We start from the raw sequence: 20,089 nt of genomic DNA, 5'->3' as shown, positions 1-20,089 counted from the left end.
TCGCTCGGTCGACTTCGCATTTGTCCTTTCCAACTCTTCGCTGCCCCGCAATCCAGCGGGGCTTTTTTTGCGGAAGTACTTTGCTCAGTACGGCACCGTACGGAAACTCCTGCGGCCCGCGGGCGTTTCTTGCTTCGGATCGCGCAGATGGAGCCTCTCCTGTCTCCGCGCGCACCCCTATGCTCTGTGCGATCCACACTACCCTCGAGACAACCTTCTGAGATCCGAGTGCGAGCAGCGGCCGGCCGCCCCCACCATTTCATCCGGCCCGACAGCGCTGTGCATATGCCGCCGGCTCAGGCGACATCTCACTGTCTCAGTGAACAACCGCGATCACCCGTATTCCGGCTTCCTCCGCGGCGCGAATGAGTGCGGCGCGCGCCACATCGGGCGAAATATTGCCCTGGATCGCGTCCAGGCAGGTCTTTACAGCCGCTATATATTCCCGGCCGTCATCCGTCGGCCAGGCGGCGATAAGCGCGCCGGCGACCTCGCCGAGCGACCGGACAAGCCTGTGTTTTTCCTGACCGCCCATCACGAGCATCAGAGGCGCGAAGTCTTCGCTTGTGTGCCAGTCCACGATACCGACCGTCTGTATTGCCATTCGTTCCGTTACCCTCACAAGACGCCTTCCCCATCCGCTGAAACGCGGACGTCGGGATGGCAGGTTGGCGCTTCGCCAGGAGGTCTCGGCGGTGTTTCGCGACAACGACCAGGACCTTCCCGAAATGTCCCTTCCATCGGACGGGAAGCATCTAAGGCAGGTGATGCCGGGGAAAAGCCGGACCTAAGTCGGACTGGAAGGGCGGCATCTGCTGTTCATATAACAGAGTCATGTAACCTGCAGGTCCGTGGAGGGGCGGAACGGGAGGAGGAGATGAAGTTCGGCCCCAACAACCACGAAGAGCGCTTTTCGCAAGGCCACAGTTCGGCAGCAACTGTCGCCACAATCGAAGCAGCCCTTTCCGCTGATCCCGACATCGACAGCAGCGCTATCGAAGTCAGGATGCTCGGCCCTGTCGTGCTGCTCGAAGGCTATATAACAAAGCCCGCCGACCGCGACAAAGCCATCGCGCTTGCCGCGATGATCGTCGGTGAGGAGAATGTCCACGATCGGATGCTGAGCCGTTTCCCCCCGCAGTAGCGAGGGATCGGCGGCTGGGACCAAGGTCGGCTAAGCCCCGGCCTCAAGTCCTAACTCCGGAACCGTTCCTCCATTAACCGGTTGGCACTCCAGCGGAACCAACCGCATCAATGGAGCAACAGATGAATATCAAAGCAGTAACAACTGCTGCCGGCATCCTGCTGGCGTCGGCCTCTGCCTTTGCGCAGCAGTCGACGGTCACAGGTGCGGTCGGTGGCGCCGCGACGGGTGCGATCGTCGGCGGCCCGGTGGGTGCTGCCGTCGGCGGCATCGTCGGCGGCGTCGCAGGCAGCGTCATCGATCCGCCGCCGCCAAAGGTGGTGACCTATGTCGAGCAGGCTCCCGCCCCGGCTGAACGCGTCGTGGTGAAGGAGAAGGTCGTCGTCGGACAGCCCCTGCCGGAGACCGTCGTCGTGACGCCAATTCCGGATGATCCGAAATATGCCTATGCGATCGTCAATAATCAGCGTGTGATCGTCGAACCTTCCTCGCGGACCGTCATCCAGGTCATCGAGTGACCAACGGGCGGCAAAGCCGCCATTCCAACAATCAGGGCGCGCATGTCACGCATGAGAATGCGGGCGGCATCGCGCGGTCGAACTTCGGAGATTGATCATGAAAAGCAACCATCTCACCATGCTTCTGGCAGCGCTGTCGCTCAGCGTGTCACCGTTGGCGACACTGCCGGCCGCAGCCCAGCAGGACACCACCAAGAGCAGCGGCCAGACCCAGTCCGGTTCTCAAAGCACGGATTCCGGTTCACAGTCCGGCGCCGGCAAGACCGACTGCACCCCCGATGCTTCCGGGGCCTGCCCGCAGGGCAAGGGCCAGACGACGCAGCAGAAATCCGGCCAGGGCTCCGACATGAAAAAGAGCGCTGAACAGCCTTCCAACGACAACAGCGCGACGAGCGGAAGCACCTCGGGCAAGGCTTCGACGGAAACCAAGCCCGCATCGCCGGACGCCAGCGGCGCCACCACGACCGAACAGAAGCCCGCCGCCAAATCCGGCACCACCACCACGCAGAGCGGCGATACGACGAAGCAGCCGAGCGATCAGAACGCGACGACGACAAACAAGAGCTCGTCGGAAACCAACGTCAACAACAACACGACGACGAACAAACAGACTTCGAACACCACCAACGTCAACATCTCGGTCGAGCAACAGACCGAAATTCGAACGGTCGTGAAGGAGGTCCATGTAGCGCCGGTGAAGGAAGTGGACTTCACGGTCTCCGTCGGGGTGAAAATCCCGAAGAAAGTGCGGCTCGAACCACTGCCCCCACGCATCGTCAAGATCGTTCCGCAATATGAAGGCTATCGCTTCTTCATCCTTGCGGATGGCCGGATCGTCATCGTCGATCCCGATGCTTTGACGATTGTCTACATCATCGAGGTTTAAACCAGCAGGCGGTCCCGGCGGCGTCATTTTCGCCGCCGATCCGCCCACCGACACCCAATACGCACATTGAGTGACTGGCCTTCCTCCCGGCTTGAGCGTTTACTCTGTCGGTCTGGCGGAGGAAGCAGACCATGGCCATGTATCTCACACGCTTCAGCTACACGCCCGAAACCTGGGCGCGCATGATCGAAAAGCCTGAAGATCGCCGCGAGGCGGCACGCAGCTACATCGAATCCGTGGGCGGCAAACTCCATGGGTTCTGGTATGCCTTTGGCGAGCATGACGGATGGAATTTGTGGGAGGCGCCCGACAACGTGTCGATGGCGGCCGTCACGCTTGCGATCGGCGCCGGCGGCGCGCTCAGCTCGATCGAGACCACCGTGCTGCTCGAAGTCGAGGACACGATCCACGCCCTGGAAAGAGCGAAGTCGATCCGGTACCGCCCGCCGGCAGCCTAGATTGCGGTAGCATCAAAGCGCGCCGAGACATTCGGATCCGCTCGCGCTCAGCTCATTGTTTTTACGCATGCTGCTGTCGAAGGACCGCAGCCTACTCGCTCTGCCTGAAATTCCGGATCCGATCGAACAGCACCGCCAGCACGATCGCGCCGCCGATAAAGGTCCCCTGCCAGAAGGCGTTGATGCCGAGCAGGCCGAGGCTGTTGCGGATCACTTCGATCAGAGCCGCGCCAACCAGGGCGCCGAAGGCGGTGCCGACGCCGCCGGCGAGATTGGCGCCGCCGATGACGGCGGCGGCGATGACCTGCAGCTCCATGCCGGCGCCGATATTGGTGGTGACGGCGCCGAGCCAGCCGGTCTGGACGATGCCGGCAATGCCGGCCGACAGCGCCGAGATCATGTAGACGGCGACCTTGATGCTGCGCACGGGAACACCGGTCAGTGTTGCAGCATGCTCATTGCCGCCGATCGCGAAGATATAGCGGCCGAACCGCGTCCAGCGCAGCACGAAGCCGGTCAGCAGCGCCAGTATGATCATGTAGAGGACCGGATTGGCGATGCCGAGGAACCAAGCGCCGCCGCCGAGCGCCAGGAGTTGGTCATGATCGGGGCCGAACTGGAAGACGACGGTGTTGTTGGAGGCGACCATGGCGAGGCTGCGCGCCACCGACAGCATGCCGAGCGTCACCACGAAGGGCGGGAAATCGAGATAGGCGATCATCACGCCATTGAAGGCGCCGACGACAAGCGCCGTGCCGATCGCGGCCGCTATGCCGACCTCGATGCTGTAACCGGCATGCATGGTGACCGCCAGCACCATGCTGCAAAGGCAGAGCACCGAGCCGACCGATAGGTCGATGCCGCCGGTGATGATGACGAGCGTCATGCCGAGCGCGATGATGGCGACGAATGTGACGTTGCGGGTGATGTTGTAGAGGTTCTTCGCCGTCGCGAAGGAATCGGTGGCGAAGGACAGGAAGAGGCAGGCGAGAATGACGGCGATCAGCACCCAGAAGGTCTGGCTGCCGATGAACTCCGAAAGCCGGCTTCGCTCTCTCTGCGCAATCGTCTGATCGAGGGTAACTGCCATTGCTGACCTTCTTTTCTGCCCGTGCCGCGCCGCTCAAACCTGTTCGATGGCGCCTGTTATGAGACCCGTCACTTCCTCCGGCGAACTCGACGCGATCGATTTGTCGGCGACTTTCCGGCCGCGGCGCATGACGATCACCCGGTCGGCGACGGTGAAGACATCGGGCATGCGGTGACTGATCAACACAACCGCGATGCCGCGATCGCGCAGCTCGCGGATCAGGTTCAAGACCTCCGCCACCTGGCGGACCGAAATCGCAGCGGTCGGCTCGTCCATCAGCACGATCTTCGCTTCCGACAGCATGGTGCGGCCGATCGCCACCGCCTGGCGCTGGCCGCCCGACATCTGCTTGACGAGGTCGCGTGGGCGGGTTTCCGATTTCAGCTCCTTGAAGATCTCGCCGGCGCGCCTGTACATCGTCTTGTAATCGAGCACGCGGAACGGACCGATGCCGCGGCGGAGCTCCCGGCCGAGGAAGACGTTGGCGGCGGCCGTCAGATTGTTGCAGAGCGCCAGATCCTGATGGACGATCTCGATGCCGTGCTGGCGCGCCTCGACCGGCCGGTGCATGACGATTTCCTTGCCGTCGAGCCGCATCGTGCCCTCGCTCGGCCGGAAGTTGCCGGCGATCATCTTGACCAGCGTGCTCTTTCCCGCGCCGTTATCGCCCATCAGACCGACGACCTGGCCGGCTTCGAGCGTAAACGACACGTCGTTCACCGCCTGGATGGCGCCGAAATGTTTTGAGATATTGGTAAGTTCGAGAACCGCAACCAGCCGACTACCCTCCCCGGAACCTGCATGCCCGCGCCGCCGCTTGCCGATAGCCGGTCAGACGCCTGCGATCTCGCTTTTGCCGATCTCCTCCCGGAAGAGCGATTGGGTTCATTAATGCAAAAGCGCCAGGAATCGTCAATCGAATGTCCGCTAAAACGGCCCCTCATCACAAAAATCTATTTTAGTACGACAAATACAGATTGACGCGGGAAACGCGCGCATATTAGCTGTTGCTGGGGAGAGAGGTATGCTGATCCTTGTCACCGGGGCTACGGGCAAGGTCGGGCGGCGCTTCATTACTGGGCTGCTTGACGAGCCGCGATTTTCCAAAGCACGCATTCGCGCGCTTTGCCATAATCGCGTGCTTGAGGAAACCGACCGCGTCAGTGTCGTGAAGGGTTCGATCGCCGACAGCAATGTTGTCGCAGCGGCGATGGCGGGCGTCACTCATGTGCTGCATCTCGCCACCTGCAAGGAAACGCCTGACGATGTGATGGACGTTACCGTCAAGGGGCTGTTCTGGCTGCTCGAGGCCTTTCGCCTAAGCTCGACGGCGCGGCAGTTCATCCTGATCGGCGGCGATGCCGGCATCGGCCATTTCTTCTATCGTCACGATGGGCCGGTGACCGAAAAGACGCCGCATCGCGCCTATCCCGGCTGCTACGCGCTCTCCAAGGTGCTGGAAGAGGTGATGCTGGAGCAGTTCGCCATTCAATATGGCATCAACAGCTGCTGCCTGCGCGCCCCCTGGATCATGGAGAGAGACGATTTCAAGTTTACCCTCTCTTTCGGCGAGGATGTCTTCGGCGGGCCGGATTGGAAGAGCTTGGTGCCGCCGGCCGATGCGGAACGTTATGCGCGCGACGGCACCGTGCCACTGCTGCGCGATGCCGACGGGCGGCCGCTGAAGCGCAATTTCGTCCATGTCGACGATCTCGTCTCCGCGATCCTGGCGGCGATCGACAATCCGCGCGCCGTGGGCCAGCTCTTCAACATCGCGATGGACCGGCCGGTCGATTACGGCGAGGTCGCCGCTTATCTCGCCCGCACGCGCGGGCTCGGCTCCGTCGACATTCCGAGCGAATATCACTCGAACTGGATGGACAACAGCAAGGCCAGATATCTGCTGGACTGGAAGCCGGTCTACGATCTGGAAAAGCTGATCAATTCGGCTTGGGACTACCAGCGGTCGAAGGAGGAGCCTCGGGTCGTCTGGTATCCAGGTTGATAACGCGGCGGGTGCAGAAGCGCCCGTCTTTTTCAATGGGAGGAAGCTATGAGGAAGGCATTATTGCTTACAGCTGCAGTCCTGGCGTTGACGGCCGGTCAGGCCCTGGCAGCCAAGAAGCAGTTGGTCATTGTCGTCAAGGGCCTCGACAACCCGTTCTTCGAAGCGATCAACCAGGGTTGCCAGAAGTGGAACAAGGAAAACGCTTCGGCCGAATATGAATGCTTCTATACCGGCCCGGCATCGACCTCGGATGAGGCCGGCGAAGCGCAGATCGTCCAGGATATGCTCGGCAAGGCCGATACGGCGGCAATTGCCATCTCGCCGTCGAACGCCAAACTGATCGCCCAGACGCTGAAGACCGCCAATCCGAGCGTACCCGTCATGACCCTCGATGCCGATCTGGCGGCGGAAGATTCGGCGCTGCGCAAGACCTATCTCGGCACCGACAACTACCTCATGGGCGCCAAGATCGGCGAATATATCAAGAAGGCCAAGCCGAAGGGCGGCAAGATCTGCACGATCGAAGGCAATCCCGGCGCCGACAACATCCTGCGCCGCGCTCAGGGCATGCGTGACACGTTGAGCGGCAAGAAGGGACTCGACGCCCTCAAGGGCGAAGGCGGCTGGACCGAGGTGGCGGGCTGCCCGGTCTTTACCAATGACGACGGCGCCAAGGGCGTGCAGGCGATGACCGACATCCTTGCCGCCAATCCCGACCTCGATGCCTTCGGTATCATGGGCGGTTGGCCGCTGTTCGGCGCCCCGCAGCCCTATCGCGACCTGTTCAAGCCGATGGCCGACAAGATCGGCAAGAACGAGTTCGTCATTGGCGCCGCCGACACGATCGGCGACGAAGTGGCGATCGCCAAGGAAGGCTTGGTGACCGCGCTCGTCGGCCAGCGGCCGTTCGAAATGGGCTACAAGGCGCCGACCGTGATGATGGACCTGATCTCGGGCAAGAAGGTCGATGATCCGGTCTTTACCGGGCTGGACGAGTGCACCAAGGATACGGTCGACACTTGCATCCAGAAATGACCCTTAATCGGAGCGCCCATTCCGGTGGGCGCTCCCCTGGATTACCTTTCCATTTCCGAAAAGATCCAGTCGGAAAAAGCGTGCATGGCCGGCGTGACCGGCCGCGACTGCAGGCGCGTCAGCCAATAGCTTCCGAGCGAGATGACGGTGGCGAAGGGCTGCACGATCGCACCCGAGCAGAGGTGCCTTGAAAACATCGAGGGCGGGGCGAGCGCCACGCCGAGCCCCTGCAGAGCCGCCTCCATCATGCCGACGGAGGAATCGAAGACGATGCCGGCATTGATCTGGGCGGCCGGCGGCACGCCCGCGGCCTGGAACCAGGTGCTCCACTCATCCGTGCGGTAGCTGCGAAGCAGCGTCATCCCGGCAAGGTCTGCCGGCGATTGGAGATCATCGGCCAGTTTCGGGATGCAGAGAGGTGAAAGCGGCGCCTCGAACAGGCGCTCAGCCTGCGTGCCGTGCCATGAGCCGTTGCCGAAGCGGATGGTGAAATCGAGCCCTTCTGCCGCCGGATCGACGCGGTTGTTGTTGGTGGAAATGCGCAGATCAATGAAGGGATGCCGGCGCTGGAAGTCCGCAAGCCGCGGCAGGAGCCAGCCGACGGCGAAGGTTCCGACGACACCGAGGAACAGCAGTTCGCGCACCTGCCCGGCCTCGATCCTATCGAGCGTCGCCGCCATCTGGTCGAAGGAGGCGGTGACCGTCGGCAGCAGCGCTTCGCCTTCCGCGGTGATCTTCAAGCCGCGGGGAAGGCGCTGGAACAAAGCCACGCCCAACCGCTTCTCCAGGCCCTTGACCTGCTGGCTGACGGCCGCCTGGGTGACGCAGAGCTCAATTGCGGCGCGGGTGAAGCTCAGATGCCTGGCGGAGGCTTCGAAGGCGCGGAGACCGTTCAGCGGGAGGAATGGACGAACCATGTAAGCCCCAGATTTTCTTTTATCTCCCGCGAGATATCATCGTTTGTGATCGGAAAACAGCGCCTTTAAACGCGGTCTGAGTGCGCTTCACGCTCTGTTGACCGACCTTTGGAGGATGACTGATATGAAGATTATTGGGATAAGAATTTTATCGGCCGCGTTGATCTCGACATGCACTTGCGCAAGCGGCTTTGCCGCCGATGCCGCGAAAGTGAGGACGATCGCCGACGCCGCGATCAAGCCGGTCATGGAGAAAAACGCCATTCCGGGTATTGCCGTCGGCATCACCATCGATGGAGAGCAGCATGTCTTCACTTATGGCGTCGAATCGAAGGAGACCGGCCGGCCAGTGGCGCCGACGACGCTGTTCGAACTCGGATCGGTCAGCAAGACTTTCACTGCGACGCTGGCATCTTACGCTGACGCGAAGGGCAGGTTTTCGCTTGACGGCAAGGTGAGCACATATCTGCCGGCGATGAAGGGCAAGCCGTTCGGCGATGTCGCGCTGATCAATCTCGCCACCCATACCGCCGGCGGATTTCCGCTGCAGCTGCCCGATGACATCAAGACCGAAAAGCAGCTGCTTTCCTATTTCGCCGCCTGGCAGCCCTCTTACGCGGCGGGGACGCAGAGAAGTTACGCCAATCCGAGCATTGGCATGCTCGGCTATATCACCGCGAAGGCGATGGGCGGCGATTTCGCCGCCCTGATGGAAGGCAAGCTGTTTTCCGCTCTCGGATTGAAGAACACCTTTATCAAGGTGCCGAAGTCGCGGCTGGCCGATTATGCTCAAGGCTATAAGCGCAACGGCGAGCCGGCGCGGCTGACGCCGGCCCTGCTCTCCTCCGAAGCCTATGGCGTGAGATCGACCGCCGGCGACATGATCCGCTTCGTCGGCGCCAATATGGGCCTGGTCAAGCTCGACGAAACGCTGCAGCAAGCGATTGCCAGGACCCATAACGGATATTTCAGTGTCGGGGCGATGACCCAGGGTCTGATCTGGGAGCAATATGCCTATCCCGCCACCCTGGAGAGCCTGCTCGAGGGCAATTCGGCCGCTATGCTGAAGACAATTCCAGTCTCTGAGCTCAGGCCGCCGATGAAACCGCGTGACGACGTCTGGATCAACAAGACAGGCTCGACCAACGGCTTCGGCGCCTATGTCGCCTTCATTCCCAAGGAGCGCCTTGGAATCGCCATCCTGGCCAACAAAAACTATCCCAACGAGGATCGGGTCGCCGCCGCCTATCAGATATTGACTGCGCTTGCGGCCGACTGATCGAAATGGGCGCAGTCGGCTTGATGGACGCTGGAGCAGGCTGTTTAGGCGTCGGCCTTGAGGCACACGGAGGAGAACGCTCTGAATCAAAGTACTCGTCTCGAGTCGGACTTTAGACCGATGCGCGACTGCGCTCGTGTGCTAGAGAACCCGCAACGGCCGATGGAGAATGCTGTGGTCGAGCCGGCTGCAGCATATGTCCGAGGGTCCGCAACTTCGCCCCGCAGTGCACATGGTGATACTACCTTAAGTACTGCAAATTAATAATTAAGATTAACGCGCGAGTATTTCTTAGACTTTTTCTAAGCAATTGCCAGTCCTTATAGGGAATGCTAATAGACAATTACCTTACTTGAAGTCATCAGGGGCAATGCAAATGAAAACTGTATTGATTTCGGGCGGAGCTGGTTTCATCGGGTCGCATTTGTGCGACCGACTTCTGCTCCGGACTGACGTTCAGAAACTCGTAGTTGTTGACAATCTTTGGACCGGACTTCTCGAAAACATCGAGCACATCAAGGATCCGCGTTTTCACTTCGTGAAATCGGATGTCGAAACCTTACAGACCTCCGATAAATTCGACGAAATCTACCACCTTGCCTCTCCCGCATCGCCACCGTGGTATATGAAGGAGCCGAAGCGGACGATTTCCGCCAATCTTCTCGGGGCAATGCGGCTTCTCGATCTCCTGAAAAAGGGCGGTCGTTTCGGCTTTACCTCGTCTTCCGAAGTCTATGGCGACCCGCTGGTCTCGCCGCAGCCCGAATCCTACAAGGGCCAGGTCGACTGTACAGGGCCACGCTCGTCCTACGACGAGAGCAAGCGCTGCACGGAATCGCTGCTGTTCGAGATGCAGCGCACCCAGGGGCTCGACGTCAAGGTCGTCCGTCCCTTCAACATTTATGGCCCCCGCACCCGCGCCGACGATGGGCGCGCGGTCTCCAACTTCATCACCCAGGCGCTCTCGGGCCGCCCGATCACCGTATTCGGCGATGGTCTGCAGTCCCGCAGCTGGGGTTATGTCGACGATATCGTCGACGGCTTCGCGCGTTATTTCTGGGTAAACCAAACCGACTATAAGGGGCCTCTGAACGTCGGCAACGATCGCGAAATCTCGGTTCTCGAGGTCGCGCAATATGTCTCCCGTCTCGTCGGCGGCGTACCGATCGTCTTCGAGCCGTCCCCTCCGCAGGATCCCACCAACCGGCGGCCGGACCTCAGCAATGCGAACTACGTCATGCCCGAGTGGTCCTGTAAGATCAGTTACGAGCAAGGCGTGGCCCTGACGCTCGAATGGTTCAGGGAAAAAATGAAGGCCGAGAAGCAATCATCACAGCTGCGCAGCGCGCATCGTTGATGCTGACGGCTTGGGGCGGCGCGCGGCCTTTCGAACGCGCGAAGGGCGCCGATATTCTGAACCGGCGCATAGTGCCGTCAGATAAGCCCGATCTAGGGCCGATGCGCAAGGTTCAAGGGTGCGATCGAGAGAGCGTTGATGCGAGAACCAATTCCGGCTGATCTGAAGGACATCCGCTTTCCCGTACCAATTCGCTATCTGGATCTCGCCTCGGCCGAGGTCGATACTGGCTCATCCGCCCTTTCCGAGGGGTTGGTGATCTTTCTGTCGGATGGCCTTCCCGTAGGACAGGCCTATGTCGACAAGCCAGAGAACACGACCGCACTCGCCTTGCGCGTCGTGCAGCCCGAGACGGTCGAGCATGCGCATCAGGTCGCGCAAATCCCGCTCAAAAATCACGACGTCAGTATTCTGATCTGCACCAAGGACCGGCCCGACGAGCTGGCCCGCTGCTTGGCATCCATCCCCAGACAATCTCTTCCGCCGGTCGAGATCGTCGTTGTCGACAACGCATCGGCCGGCGATGGCACGCGTCGTGTCGCAGAGGCAGCCGGCGCCACCTATGTCCGTGAGGATAGGATCGGCCTCGACTATGCCCGAAACGCTGCCGTGCGCGCGGCAACGACGGAATTCGTCGCCTTCACGGACGACGATGTCGTGCTTCACGAACGATGGCTCGAGAACCTGATGAAGGGGTTCGACCAGCCCGAAATCGGGTGCGTCACCGGCCTCGTCCTTCCCGGAGAGCTTTCCACGCCCGCGCAGCTGATATTCGAAAGACACTGGGGGTTCGGCCGAGGCTATCGGCGCAGGGACTTCGATCGGCACTTCTATCGCCGGCATAAGCGGCATAAAAATCCCATGTCGATGGTCGGCGCAGGAGCAAGCCAGGCGTTTCGTCGCAAAGTGTTCGATGAATGCGGATTATTCGACGTCCGACTCGGCGCGGGGGCGGCTGGGTGTTCGGACGACTCCGAGTTCTGGGATCGGCTTCTCCATCATGGCCATACTTGCCGCTACGAGCCGACCGCGGTTTCGTGGCATTTTCACCGCAAGGACATGGAAGGGCTGGCAAAACAGATCCATCAATATATGAAAGGCCATGTCGCTGCGCTGCTGATCCAGTACCAGAACACCGGCAAGCTGGGCAATCTGCGCCGCATGCTAATGTCGCTCCCCTGGTATCATCTCAAAAGGTTCGCGAAGCGGCTCGAACGCGGAGCGACTTCGGACAACTTCTTTCTGAAGGAAGAGGTTCTGGGGAGCCTGCAGGGCGCATTTTATCTTCTCGGCCGCTGGAAAATGCAGCCATGGTGACGGCGTCGAGACCTGCGATCTCCTTTCTCATCCCGGCCTATAATGCCGCCGGTACGCTGTCGGATTGTCTGGGCAGCCTGCAAAATCAGACGATATCGAACTGGCAGGCGGTCGTGGTGGATGACGGCTCGACCGACGGGACTTGGGAGGTCCTTGAAAGCCTTGCCAACGCGGACGGGCGGATTACCCTTTACCGTCAACCGAATGCCGGTGCCGCCGCCGCACGCAATGCAGCCGCTCAGCTTGCCGCTGCGCCTCTCCTCTGCATGCTCGATGCCGACGACTGGCTGGATCCCGCCTTCAACGAAAGCATGCTGCCGATCGCCAGCAACCAGTCTCAGCCACTAATCGCCCATTGCAGCTATCGCCGCGTCACGGCCGACGGCCGGATGCAGAAGATCGAGCAGGCGCATGATCTTACCGGAGATCGTGCAATCCAACAATTTTCGTCAATTTGCGCTCTGGCCATTCATACGGCAGTCTTTCCCAAGCGCCTTTTTACGGAACTAGGCGGCATGGATGTCACATTACAAACCTGCGAGGACTGGGATCTCTGGCTTCGCATGGCGTTCGCCGGGGCTCGATTCCAGCGGGTGGACAAATGCCTGGCCTTCTATCGCATGAAGGCCGGCTCTCTGTCGTCCGATCCGATCAGGATGATGCGGGACGCGATTGTCGTGACGGAAAGGGCGCGGGCCTTGCAAGTTGAGCGGGGCTTGCCGACGCAGGGCGAGGACGACGCTTGGCCGAAGCCGGCCCTTAGCCAGCTTCGCATCTTCATTTGGATCGCGTCGATGCATCTTTGTGCGGAAACCGATCCCAAGGACCTGGCCGAGCTTCTGCCGGAATTTCCCGATGGCTCGGGCCACGAAGACATGATGGCGGTGGCCATCCTTCATGGGTTGCAGACGGGCCAATCGGTTGAGAATACTGGCGCCCTGATCGACCTGATGGACTCGTGGGCACCGGCAGTCGCGCGGCTCCTCGCCCTCATCGAAAGCCATTCGCTGGCCGGAACCGCACGAAAGACAGAGCAGCTTCTTGCCTGGCGGCTTTCATCAGAAGCCGTCTCGCGTCCTTTTAAGCTCGGACGCGTCCAGACTGTGGGCGTCGACGTCAACAAGCTCGCGAAGATTACCAAGGCCGTCGAAGCCGATACGCTGGTACTGCAGCTTTCGTCTGGACAGAAACATATCGGTGCCCACGTGGGGCCGCTATGGGGAGATCTGTCGGTCGGCGCATTGGTTCGCCTGATCGTCCGGGACATGCATGCAGGCGGCCGGCTGCCCACGCCAAGGACCTTCGCCTATGCGCGCCACTGGTTATTCGAAACCTTGCGTAACTATAGAGGCTTCCTTGGGATTCTTCGTCGGGGAGGACGACGGCGGGGACGCCTCGGCCGCCTTGTCCAATCAACGCGCGACGCAGCTCTTATAAAATCTCTGGCAGGCGACGGGGAAACGGATGACCTGCACCTTTCGAAGGCAGATCGGCAGAATGAGCGCTTGCATGGCGCGGTGTTAGCCGAGCGCCGCGGAAAAAAAACGGGAAAGGAAGCCCTTTTGTCAGAGGCCGCTTCCAAAGAGGAATATTGGGAACGGGTCTTTGAGCATCCCGACCCATGGAACTACGTGTCGATCTACGAACAGGTCAAATACGAGCAGACGCTGGGCCTTGTCCCGGAAGGGATAGGCAAGGCATTGGAACTTGCCTGTGCGGAGGGGATATTCTCCGCCAAGCTTGCGCAAAAGGTCGGGACGCTGACGGCAACGGACATCTCGCGTCGTGCGATCGAAAGAGCATCCGAGCGGTGCCGAGAGTTGGGGAATGCCGAGTTTCGTGTCCTGGACTTCGCAGGCGACGACATTCCTGGCGGACAGGACCTGATCGTCTGCTCGGAAGTCCTCTATTACATGGATGACGAACAGGTCTTGGAGCGGGTCTGCCGAAAGATTGCCGCAGCACTGAAGCCGGGCGGCTGTCTGATTACCGCTCACGCCCATCTCCGGCGAGACGAGCCCGAAAGGACCGGTTTCGATTGGGACAATCCGTTCGGTGTCGGCACCATCAGGAAAGTCTTTTCGAACCTGCCGGACCTTAGCCTGGAAGAAACGATCGAGACCGAGCTTTACGCCATTCATCGGTTCCGCAAGCGTGAAACGTCCGTACACACAATACGGTTTGAACGGCACGGTGTCCCATTGGACACGGAGGTGGCCAAGAACATCATCTGGGGACCGGCCGGTGTCGAACGAGTGGCGGCGTGGTCGAACGAAGTGACGACCTCGATCCCGGTGTTGATGTATCACAGAATCGCGCGCGAAGGTCCCGATCGGCTGCGGCGTTTCCGGATCGCGCCGGAGATGTTCCGCCAGCACATGCAGTTTCTCCGGCGGCAGGGCTACTATGGGCTGACGTCCGATGCGCTGGCCCATCTGCTTCAGGTGGGAAAGCCGATACAGGGGCGGCCGGTCGTCCTGACCTTCGATGATGCCTATCTCGATTTTTTTACCGAAGCCTATCCCATCCTTGTAGAGAACGGCTTCAGCGCCGACGTCTTCGTCGTGACGGACAAAGTGGGCGGCCGATCGGATTGGGATGCCGCTTACGGTGAGCCAGCCCCTCTGATGTCTTGGAACGACATTGAGGATCTCCATCGAAAGGGCATCCGATTTGGGTCTCATCTGGAAACCCACACGCCGGCGAGTGCGCTGGATAACGCCATGCTATTGGCCGAAGCGGTTCATTCTCGCAAGACGCTGGAGAACCGGCTCGGCGCGGCCACGACATCTATCGCTCTCCCCTTCGGCTGCACCGATTTCCGTGTTCCCGGAATTCTGGCCGAGGCGGGATATCAAATTGGCTTCACCACCAGGCCGGCAAAAGCGGGCTTTTCGGACAAGCTGCTGTCACTCCCGCGCCTTGAGGTACGCGGCGATTTACCCATCACGGCGTTTGCCGAACTGATGGGCCATCCCAACGCCTTTATCGGATAATGCCATGATCATTGACCCTCTTTTGGTGACCGTCATCATTCCCGCGTACAATGCGGAAGCGACCCTCGTGCAAACGCTGCGAAGCGTCTCGGCCCAAACCTATGAACACCTCGAGATCCTCGTCGTGGACGATGGATCGCGGGACGAAACATTCGAACTGGCGACAGAATATCGCCTTTCTGACCCGCGCGTTCGTGTCCTTCGCCAGCAAAACGGCGGCGTCGCCCGTGCCCGCAACTACGGTATAGAAGAGGCCCGCGGCAGCTACATCGCACCGATCGATGCCGATGACCTCTGGCACCCTCTAAAAATCGAGATGCAAGTCCGCGCACTCGGGAAATTGTCGACAGGCCACGGCGTCGCCTACAACTGGTACGCGGCAATCGACGGGAACGACGTGATTTTCAGCCATTCGGGTCCCGTGCTCTATGAGGGCGATGTCTTCGAAATATTGGTCGGGGAAAATTTCATCGGCAACGGCAGCACCCCCCTCATGCCGCGGGCGGAAGTCCTGGCATGCGGGGGTTATGATTCTGCCCTGCGTGATCAGGGAGCCGAGGGATGCGAGGACCTGAAGCTCTATCTCGCATTGGCTGAAAGACTACCCTTTGCAGTGGCTCCCGATTTCCTGACCGGTTATCGTTTTACCGCAGGCAACATGTCGAGCAACGCCTCGCGCATGCTGAAATCCCACGCTCTGGTGATGGCAGACGTGAAGCGGCGCCATCCCGATCTTGCCGCCGCCGCCACCCGGGCGGAATTCCATACGGCGTGCTGGTATTTCAAGCAGGCGTTTGCCGGCGGCAACTACGGGCAGGTCAGGAAAGTGGCGCCTCTCCTTGTCAGGAGATTCCCGTCAAGGCTTGTCGGCCAAGCTGTCAGGCATCTGTGGCGCCAAGCGAAGCGGCAGCGCAGGAAACTGTTGAAACGGATACGTCGTAGGTCGCACGCGTGGCCGAAAGGGGCGGCTCCGAAAAGCGTGGCGCTCCCCATCAGCGGCACGTCGTTTTACGACCTTGTCGCAGCCACGCCAACGATACGGACAGGCGAGCTCATCAAGTCCCGGATGGATCATTTATGATGACGCTACGGAAACCCGTTCTCCGCAGGTCGTGGGGCGCCTTCAACGTTATTGTCGCAGCGCGTTTTCGCGAACTTCTGGAGCTCGTTCCCTCGCTCCGGTTGAAGACCTCCGTCCTGATCGTCATCGGTATCCTGACCGGGCTATCGGAAATGGTGGGGATAACCTTGCTGGTCAGCCTCGTTTTTGCCCTCAGCCAACAAAGCCCTGCTTCCGGGTCCGTCGCCTGGCTACCGGCATATTTTGGCGGATTGGAATCTTCCATCACGAAGTCGATGCTAGTCGCCGTGCTGATCTGCGCGATCATCCTGAGGATCATTCTGGGCTTCGTCAACGACATCATCGCAAGCACCGTAAGCCATCAGATCAGCGAGAGTATTCGTCACCGTCTTTATGCAAAGATTCTGACGATCCCCTTCCAGCGATTTCAACGCTATGAGCGCAGCGATCTGATCAATGTCATCGCCACCGAATCCTATTCCGTGGCCTCAGCTCATACCGGCCTTGTGCGCCTGGGAATCAGTCTCGGGACCATCATCATTTTCGGGGCCGGAATGCTCGTAATGGCATGGCCGATTGCTGTGCTCGCGGTGATGTTCGGCGTCGTCCATAACCTCAGCCTCGGCTTGTTTGCAGCTGCCTATCGCCGTCTTGGCGCCGCCAGTCTTTCAGCTCTGGAAGAATTGACCCATCTGAGCTGGACCACATTGCAGACCTTAAAGGCGGTGAAGAGCTTCGGTCTGGAAGACGACCACAAAGGTATTTTCGAAACCTTGTCCAAGACAGTGGGGGAAACCTGGCGCCGTTCGGATCGGATGGGGGCAGCAACGTCGCTTCTGAGCGAAACGCTGACATTCGGGGTGATCCTGACGATCATCCTGTCCTCGCAGGTCCTGCCGGTCGATTTTCGGGCCGCCCTGTCTGCCACGATACTTCTTTACAGGCTCCAGCCACATATCAAGCAATTCGATTCCCAGCTGCTGCGCTTGCATGAAATCGAAGCCTCACTGCAAAACGTGCTCGCGCTGATCGCGGAACAGGACGACGCCAGAAAAACTGCAGGCGGAGAGGAACTGCGACATCTAAAACAGGAGATCGTTTTCCACGATGTATCCTTCTTCTACGAAGAGGCCAGAATGCCTGCCGTGCGTCATGCCAGCTTCTCGATCAGGGCAGGCGAGACCACGGCTCTGACCGGACCCAGCGGCTCCGGCAAAACGACGATCATCAACATGCTTCTCGACCTTATTCAGCCGACCGAAGGCCGGATCACGATCGATGGCAAGGACCTCTCGACTATCGAGCGATCCAGCTGGCTGCGCCTGCTCGCGGTCTCGGGCCAAGACGTCGAGCTTATGGATGGCTCCGTCCTCGACAATATCCGCTTCCGTCGCGACATCCTTGAGGAGGATGTCCGCTGGGCGGCAGATATGGCCTGCGCCACCGAATTCATCGAGAATCTGCCCTACGGCTTCGACGAATGGCTGGGCGACGAAGCGATCCGGCTTTCGGGTGGGCAACGACAGCGCATCGGTCTGGCGCGGGCGCTGGCCGGCCGGCCCGACATATTGCTCCTGGACGAAGCGACCAGCGCACTCGACGAGGAGACGGAGGGGCGCGTGCTCTCCCTCCTGCTCAGGGAATATGACGGCCGGACCCTGATCGTCGTCAGCCATCGCCCGTCGGTCGCAAGGTTGATGAAGAACCGGATCGACCTGCGTCCGGCCACAACAGCGGATGGGTTGCTCTATGGCGGCTGAGCCTCTATCCGGATTGACGGTGGCAGTCGTCATCCCTGCCTACAATGCCGAAGAGTTCATCGCCGCCACACTTCGATCGGTTGTCGACCAGACCCATTCGGCACTCGAAATCATCGTCGTGGACGACGGCTCCACCGATGATACCGCATCGATCTGTCGCGAGTTCGCCGCAGCTGATCCGAGGATCACGATCCTGTCGACCGAAAATCGTGGTGTAGCCGCGGCGCGCAATGCCGGGATCGAGGCATCCAGGTCTAGCTATATAGCCTTCATCGACGCAGACGATCTCTGGCATCCCACTTATGTCGAAAGGATGCTGTCAGCGCTCCATCCCCTGCCGGACGCGTGGGGTGCAGTATATGCCCTTCACCGTTTCGTCGATTCCGAGGGATATTGCACGAGGTCCGGCTCGTCGCTCAACGCCCGGGAATCCATTCTCATTCGCCACCTCGTCTTCCGCTTTGTCGGCAATGGCAGCGGCTTCATGGTGCGCCGCGCCGTCATAGACAAAATCGGCGGCTACGATCCGAGCTATGCCGATCGAGGAATTGGAGGATGCGAAGACTTCGATTTCGAACTCCGCACCGCCGAGCATTTCAAGATCGAGGCTGTGCCACTCGGTCTGGTGGGCTATCGCCTTCATTCCGCAGCCATGTCTGCCGACAGGTCCCGAATGGCGCGGTCGCTTTTGGCAGTGACCGAGCAATGTGTCTCCCGCAACCCGGAGCTTCCCGCTTTCGTCGTCAGCTGCGCCCACGCCTCGGCTCACCTGTATGCATTCTCAAAATTTGCAGCTTTGAAAGATTGGCACAGCGCCGCCACCTCGCTTAGGCACATCTATCGTCATAGCCCCCTGCTTGCTGTGGCCGTCGTAATCAAACTGATCTTCTCAAAAGCCAACAGAGCCACAAACAGGGCTTTGGCCAAAGTCCGGCCGGTCAGGCAATCAAAGCAGAAGTATTTTAAGAAATTCGAGGAATTAGACCCCCTTATCCCGCTGGTCGGCGGGTGGTCACGCTTCCGGACGAAGGCCTTGTTCCGGCGCTTATCGAAGATCGACCGGTGCTGCGGAGAGTCCATTGCGACCTCGCGAAGGTAGAGCATCTCCGCCAATCGAGAGAGAACGAAAATGCTTCGGAAGCCGGCGCTTTCCACTCCGCCGGCGACCAGCTCATTATTTTGAAGTACAAACTTCAAAAAAATACAAATATTGGCATAACGATAAGACAATAAATTGTGGGAAAACATAACTACCCAACAATAATCCGTGACAGTATCGACTTTAACAGCAATCATATCTTCGTACTGTGCAGGCAATCTTACCCGAGGACCCGTCACCACCCCGGCGGGTCCTCGCACTTGCGAAGGTTGGCGCAGAGTAAACAGTGATGAATCCTGCGTCGGACGACGAGAAATCCGCGATATCGACAGAACCAAGGCTGCCGTTTTACAGCGCATCGTCTCGGCCAACATTGCAATTAATGCCGAATGCTTCCACTCAGTGGCCCGGCGCACAGCAAGAAGTCGTCACACAGGCGATATTATCATCAATTATAGTCAAGCACATTGTCTCTACTATGTTTCGGTTACCACATCCTCCAATAATTATTAGACAAACCTCATTCAGCTTATAATGGATATTTAAATACAACTTTTATGTGAAATAAATATTTTTACCTTTTGGTAAAATTTTATTAATACTTTACTCATCCATGGGATTATTAAATTTTGAACCCACAGCGAACAGCGACGAATTCTTTCAGAAAAAAGTAAAACTGCCGACGTTATTTCCGATTTGCCCTTGTCGGCAGCGGCGTGACTATAAACGAGGCGGCCACGACCGATTGCCCGGCAGTGTCTGGACTGGCCGGCTCCAAAGACCTGGCGACGTAATTCAACATCAACGAATGATGATCTGGAGACGAATGAAACTTTAATATGCCGGCAAATCAAATGATTATCACCGTTCATCACGCCACTGGCCAGATCGGTATAAGGGCAGCCTTCGACTGATCATGACAAGTTCTCCTGATGAGCCGAGACCCTCGAAACGACAAGCCGCAGCCTAAGAGAAGACCAGCTTCGATCGAGCGGCTCCCCCGACATGGAACGATGAACCTCCGGCACGAAAGACCTCACCTCATTCAACGGCTGAATGTCTGCTTATGACCAAACCTGTGTCGAAATGGTCGCACCCGCCGTCGAATTAACCGTTCATAAAGCATTTGCTTGCTCAACTTATA

At 59.4% G+C, this 20,089-nt stretch carries 17 protein-coding genes; 13 read left to right on the top strand and 4 right to left on the bottom strand.

Annotated elements, in window-relative coordinates:
* Positions 1-316: 316 nt before the first annotated feature.
* Complete coding sequence (locus GGD53_RS04320; RefSeq protein ID WP_210303071.1) at positions 317-604, bottom strand: DUF982 domain-containing protein; 288 nt, start codon at positions 602-604, stop codon at positions 317-319.
* A gap of 273 nt (positions 605-877) precedes the next feature.
* Here GGD53_RS04320 and GGD53_RS04315 point away from each other — a divergent pair, with 273 nt between their 5' ends.
* From GGD53_RS04315 to GGD53_RS04300, 4 genes are all read left to right on the top strand, one after another.
* Positions 878-1,144 (top strand): BON domain-containing protein, encoded by a 267-nt coding sequence (locus tag GGD53_RS04315; RefSeq protein ID WP_184453902.1) that lies wholly within the window; start codon positions 878-880, stop codon positions 1,142-1,144.
* A gap of 122 nt (positions 1,145-1,266) precedes the next feature.
* A complete protein-coding gene (locus GGD53_RS04310; protein ID WP_184453900.1) occupies positions 1,267-1,662 on the top strand; it encodes a DUF1236 domain-containing protein in 396 nt (131 codons plus the stop codon).
* Between the two features lie 97 nt (positions 1,663-1,759).
* Positions 1,760-2,548 (top strand): DUF1236 domain-containing protein, encoded by a 789-nt coding sequence (locus GGD53_RS04305; protein ID WP_184453898.1) that lies wholly within the window; start codon positions 1,760-1,762, stop codon positions 2,546-2,548.
* Positions 2,549-2,679: 131 nt separating this feature from the next.
* Positions 2,680-3,006 (top strand): GYD domain-containing protein, encoded by a 327-nt coding sequence (locus GGD53_RS04300; protein ID WP_184453896.1) that lies wholly within the window; start codon positions 2,680-2,682, stop codon positions 3,004-3,006.
* Between the two features lie 91 nt (positions 3,007-3,097).
* Here the strand turns inward: GGD53_RS04300 and GGD53_RS04295 are convergent, their stop codons facing one another.
* Together GGD53_RS04295 and GGD53_RS04290 are read right to left on the bottom strand one after the other, a co-directional pair.
* Positions 3,098-4,096 (bottom strand): ABC transporter permease, encoded by a 999-nt coding sequence (locus tag GGD53_RS04295; RefSeq protein WP_184453894.1) that lies wholly within the window; start codon positions 4,094-4,096, stop codon positions 3,098-3,100.
* A 33-nt stretch (positions 4,097-4,129) separates the two neighbouring features.
* Positions 4,130-4,807 (bottom strand): ATP-binding cassette domain-containing protein, encoded by a 678-nt coding sequence (locus GGD53_RS04290; protein ID WP_302748741.1) that lies wholly within the window; start codon positions 4,805-4,807, stop codon positions 4,130-4,132.
* Between the two features lie 313 nt (positions 4,808-5,120).
* Between GGD53_RS04290 and GGD53_RS04285 the strand changes: the two genes are divergently transcribed.
* Together GGD53_RS04285 and GGD53_RS04280 are read left to right on the top strand one after the other, a co-directional pair.
* The gene (locus tag GGD53_RS04285; protein ID WP_184453892.1) at positions 5,121-6,101 is read left to right on the top strand and encodes an NAD-dependent epimerase/dehydratase family protein; all 981 of its coding nucleotides are present in this window, start codon (positions 5,121-5,123) and stop codon (positions 6,099-6,101) included.
* Between the two features lie 48 nt (positions 6,102-6,149).
* Positions 6,150-7,139 (top strand): sugar-binding protein, encoded by a 990-nt coding sequence (locus GGD53_RS04280; RefSeq protein ID WP_184453890.1) that lies wholly within the window; start codon positions 6,150-6,152, stop codon positions 7,137-7,139.
* A gap of 41 nt (positions 7,140-7,180) precedes the next feature.
* Here the strand turns inward: GGD53_RS04280 and GGD53_RS04275 are convergent, their stop codons facing one another.
* Positions 7,181-8,056 (bottom strand): LysR family transcriptional regulator, encoded by an 876-nt coding sequence (locus GGD53_RS04275; protein ID WP_184453888.1) that lies wholly within the window; start codon positions 8,054-8,056, stop codon positions 7,181-7,183.
* 124 nt (positions 8,057-8,180) lie between these two features.
* Between GGD53_RS04275 and ampC the strand changes: the two genes are divergently transcribed.
* The 7 genes from ampC (at position 8,181) to GGD53_RS04240 (ending at position 18,945) form a co-directional block, all read left to right on the top strand.
* Positions 8,181-9,335: a class C beta-lactamase gene (gene ampC / locus GGD53_RS04270; RefSeq protein WP_184453886.1), complete on the top strand. Its 1,155-nt coding sequence runs from the start codon at positions 8,181-8,183 to the stop codon at positions 9,333-9,335.
* Between the two features lie 376 nt (positions 9,336-9,711).
* Positions 9,712-10,692, top strand: coding sequence for an NAD-dependent epimerase/dehydratase family protein (locus GGD53_RS04265; RefSeq protein ID WP_184453884.1), 981 nt, complete (start codon positions 9,712-9,714; stop codon positions 10,690-10,692).
* 138 nt (positions 10,693-10,830) lie between these two features.
* Positions 10,831-12,009, top strand: coding sequence for a glycosyltransferase family 2 protein (locus GGD53_RS04260; protein ID WP_184453882.1), 1,179 nt, complete (start codon positions 10,831-10,833; stop codon positions 12,007-12,009).
* Positions 12,003-15,005: a glycosyltransferase gene (locus GGD53_RS04255; RefSeq protein ID WP_184453880.1), complete on the top strand. Its 3,003-nt coding sequence runs from the start codon at positions 12,003-12,005 to the stop codon at positions 15,003-15,005. Before GGD53_RS04260 ends, GGD53_RS04255 begins: the two co-directional genes overlap by 7 nt.
* A gap of 4 nt (positions 15,006-15,009) precedes the next feature.
* On the top strand, positions 15,010-16,086 hold the full coding sequence (locus tag GGD53_RS04250; RefSeq protein WP_184453878.1) for a glycosyltransferase family 2 protein: 1,077 nt from the start codon (positions 15,010-15,012) through the stop codon (positions 16,084-16,086).
* Positions 16,083-17,846 carry an ABC transporter ATP-binding protein gene (locus GGD53_RS04245; RefSeq protein WP_432443119.1) on the top strand — a complete coding sequence of 588 codons (1,764 nt, stop codon included), beginning with the start codon at positions 16,083-16,085 and terminating at the stop codon, positions 17,844-17,846. The genes GGD53_RS04250 and GGD53_RS04245 overlap by 4 nt, the downstream gene beginning before the upstream one ends.
* Entirely contained in the window at positions 17,836-18,945 is a 1,110-nt protein-coding gene (locus GGD53_RS04240; RefSeq protein ID WP_184453876.1) for a glycosyltransferase family 2 protein, read from the top strand. Before GGD53_RS04245 ends, GGD53_RS04240 begins: the two co-directional genes overlap by 11 nt.
* Positions 18,946-20,089: the final 1,144 nt, after the last annotated feature.

This window comes from Rhizobium aethiopicum, assembly GCF_014197535.1.
In the GTDB taxonomy this organism is placed as follows: Bacteria; Pseudomonadota; Alphaproteobacteria; order Rhizobiales; family Rhizobiaceae; genus Rhizobium; species Rhizobium aethiopicum_A.
This window is presented reverse-complemented; position numbering and strand designations above follow the sequence as displayed.

What these genes read in the sequence shown, in the direction of transcription:
- GGD53_RS04320 (WP_210303071.1), bottom strand. Translation starts at nt 604, where the DNA reads ATGGCAATACAGACGGTCGGTATCGTGGACTGGCACACAAGCGAAGAC.
- GGD53_RS04315 (WP_184453902.1), top strand. Translation starts at nt 878, where the DNA reads ATGAAGTTCGGCCCCAACAACCACGAAGAGCGCTTTTCGCAAGGCCAC.
- GGD53_RS04310 (WP_184453900.1), top strand. Translation starts at nt 1,267, where the DNA reads ATGAATATCAAAGCAGTAACAACTGCTGCCGGCATCCTGCTGGCGTCG.
- GGD53_RS04305 (WP_184453898.1), top strand. Translation starts at nt 1,760, where the DNA reads ATGAAAAGCAACCATCTCACCATGCTTCTGGCAGCGCTGTCGCTCAGC.
- GGD53_RS04300 (WP_184453896.1), top strand. Translation starts at nt 2,680, where the DNA reads ATGGCCATGTATCTCACACGCTTCAGCTACACGCCCGAAACCTGGGCG.
- GGD53_RS04295 (WP_184453894.1), bottom strand. Translation starts at nt 4,096, where the DNA reads ATGGCAGTTACCCTCGATCAGACGATTGCGCAGAGAGAGCGAAGCCGG.
- GGD53_RS04285 (WP_184453892.1), top strand. Translation starts at nt 5,121, where the DNA reads ATGCTGATCCTTGTCACCGGGGCTACGGGCAAGGTCGGGCGGCGCTTC.
- GGD53_RS04280 (WP_184453890.1), top strand. Translation starts at nt 6,150, where the DNA reads ATGAGGAAGGCATTATTGCTTACAGCTGCAGTCCTGGCGTTGACGGCC.
- GGD53_RS04275 (WP_184453888.1), bottom strand. Translation starts at nt 8,056, where the DNA reads ATGGTTCGTCCATTCCTCCCGCTGAACGGTCTCCGCGCCTTCGAAGCC.
- ampC (WP_184453886.1), top strand. Translation starts at nt 8,181, where the DNA reads ATGAAGATTATTGGGATAAGAATTTTATCGGCCGCGTTGATCTCGACA.
- GGD53_RS04265 (WP_184453884.1), top strand. Translation starts at nt 9,712, where the DNA reads ATGAAAACTGTATTGATTTCGGGCGGAGCTGGTTTCATCGGGTCGCAT.
- GGD53_RS04260 (WP_184453882.1), top strand. Translation starts at nt 10,831, where the DNA reads ATGCGAGAACCAATTCCGGCTGATCTGAAGGACATCCGCTTTCCCGTA.
- GGD53_RS04255 (WP_184453880.1), top strand. Translation starts at nt 12,003, where the DNA reads ATGGTGACGGCGTCGAGACCTGCGATCTCCTTTCTCATCCCGGCCTAT.
- GGD53_RS04250 (WP_184453878.1), top strand. Translation starts at nt 15,010, where the DNA reads ATGATCATTGACCCTCTTTTGGTGACCGTCATCATTCCCGCGTACAAT.
- GGD53_RS04245 (WP_432443119.1), top strand. Translation starts at nt 16,083, where the DNA reads ATGATGACGCTACGGAAACCCGTTCTCCGCAGGTCGTGGGGCGCCTTC.
- GGD53_RS04240 (WP_184453876.1), top strand. Translation starts at nt 17,836, where the DNA reads ATGGCGGCTGAGCCTCTATCCGGATTGACGGTGGCAGTCGTCATCCCT.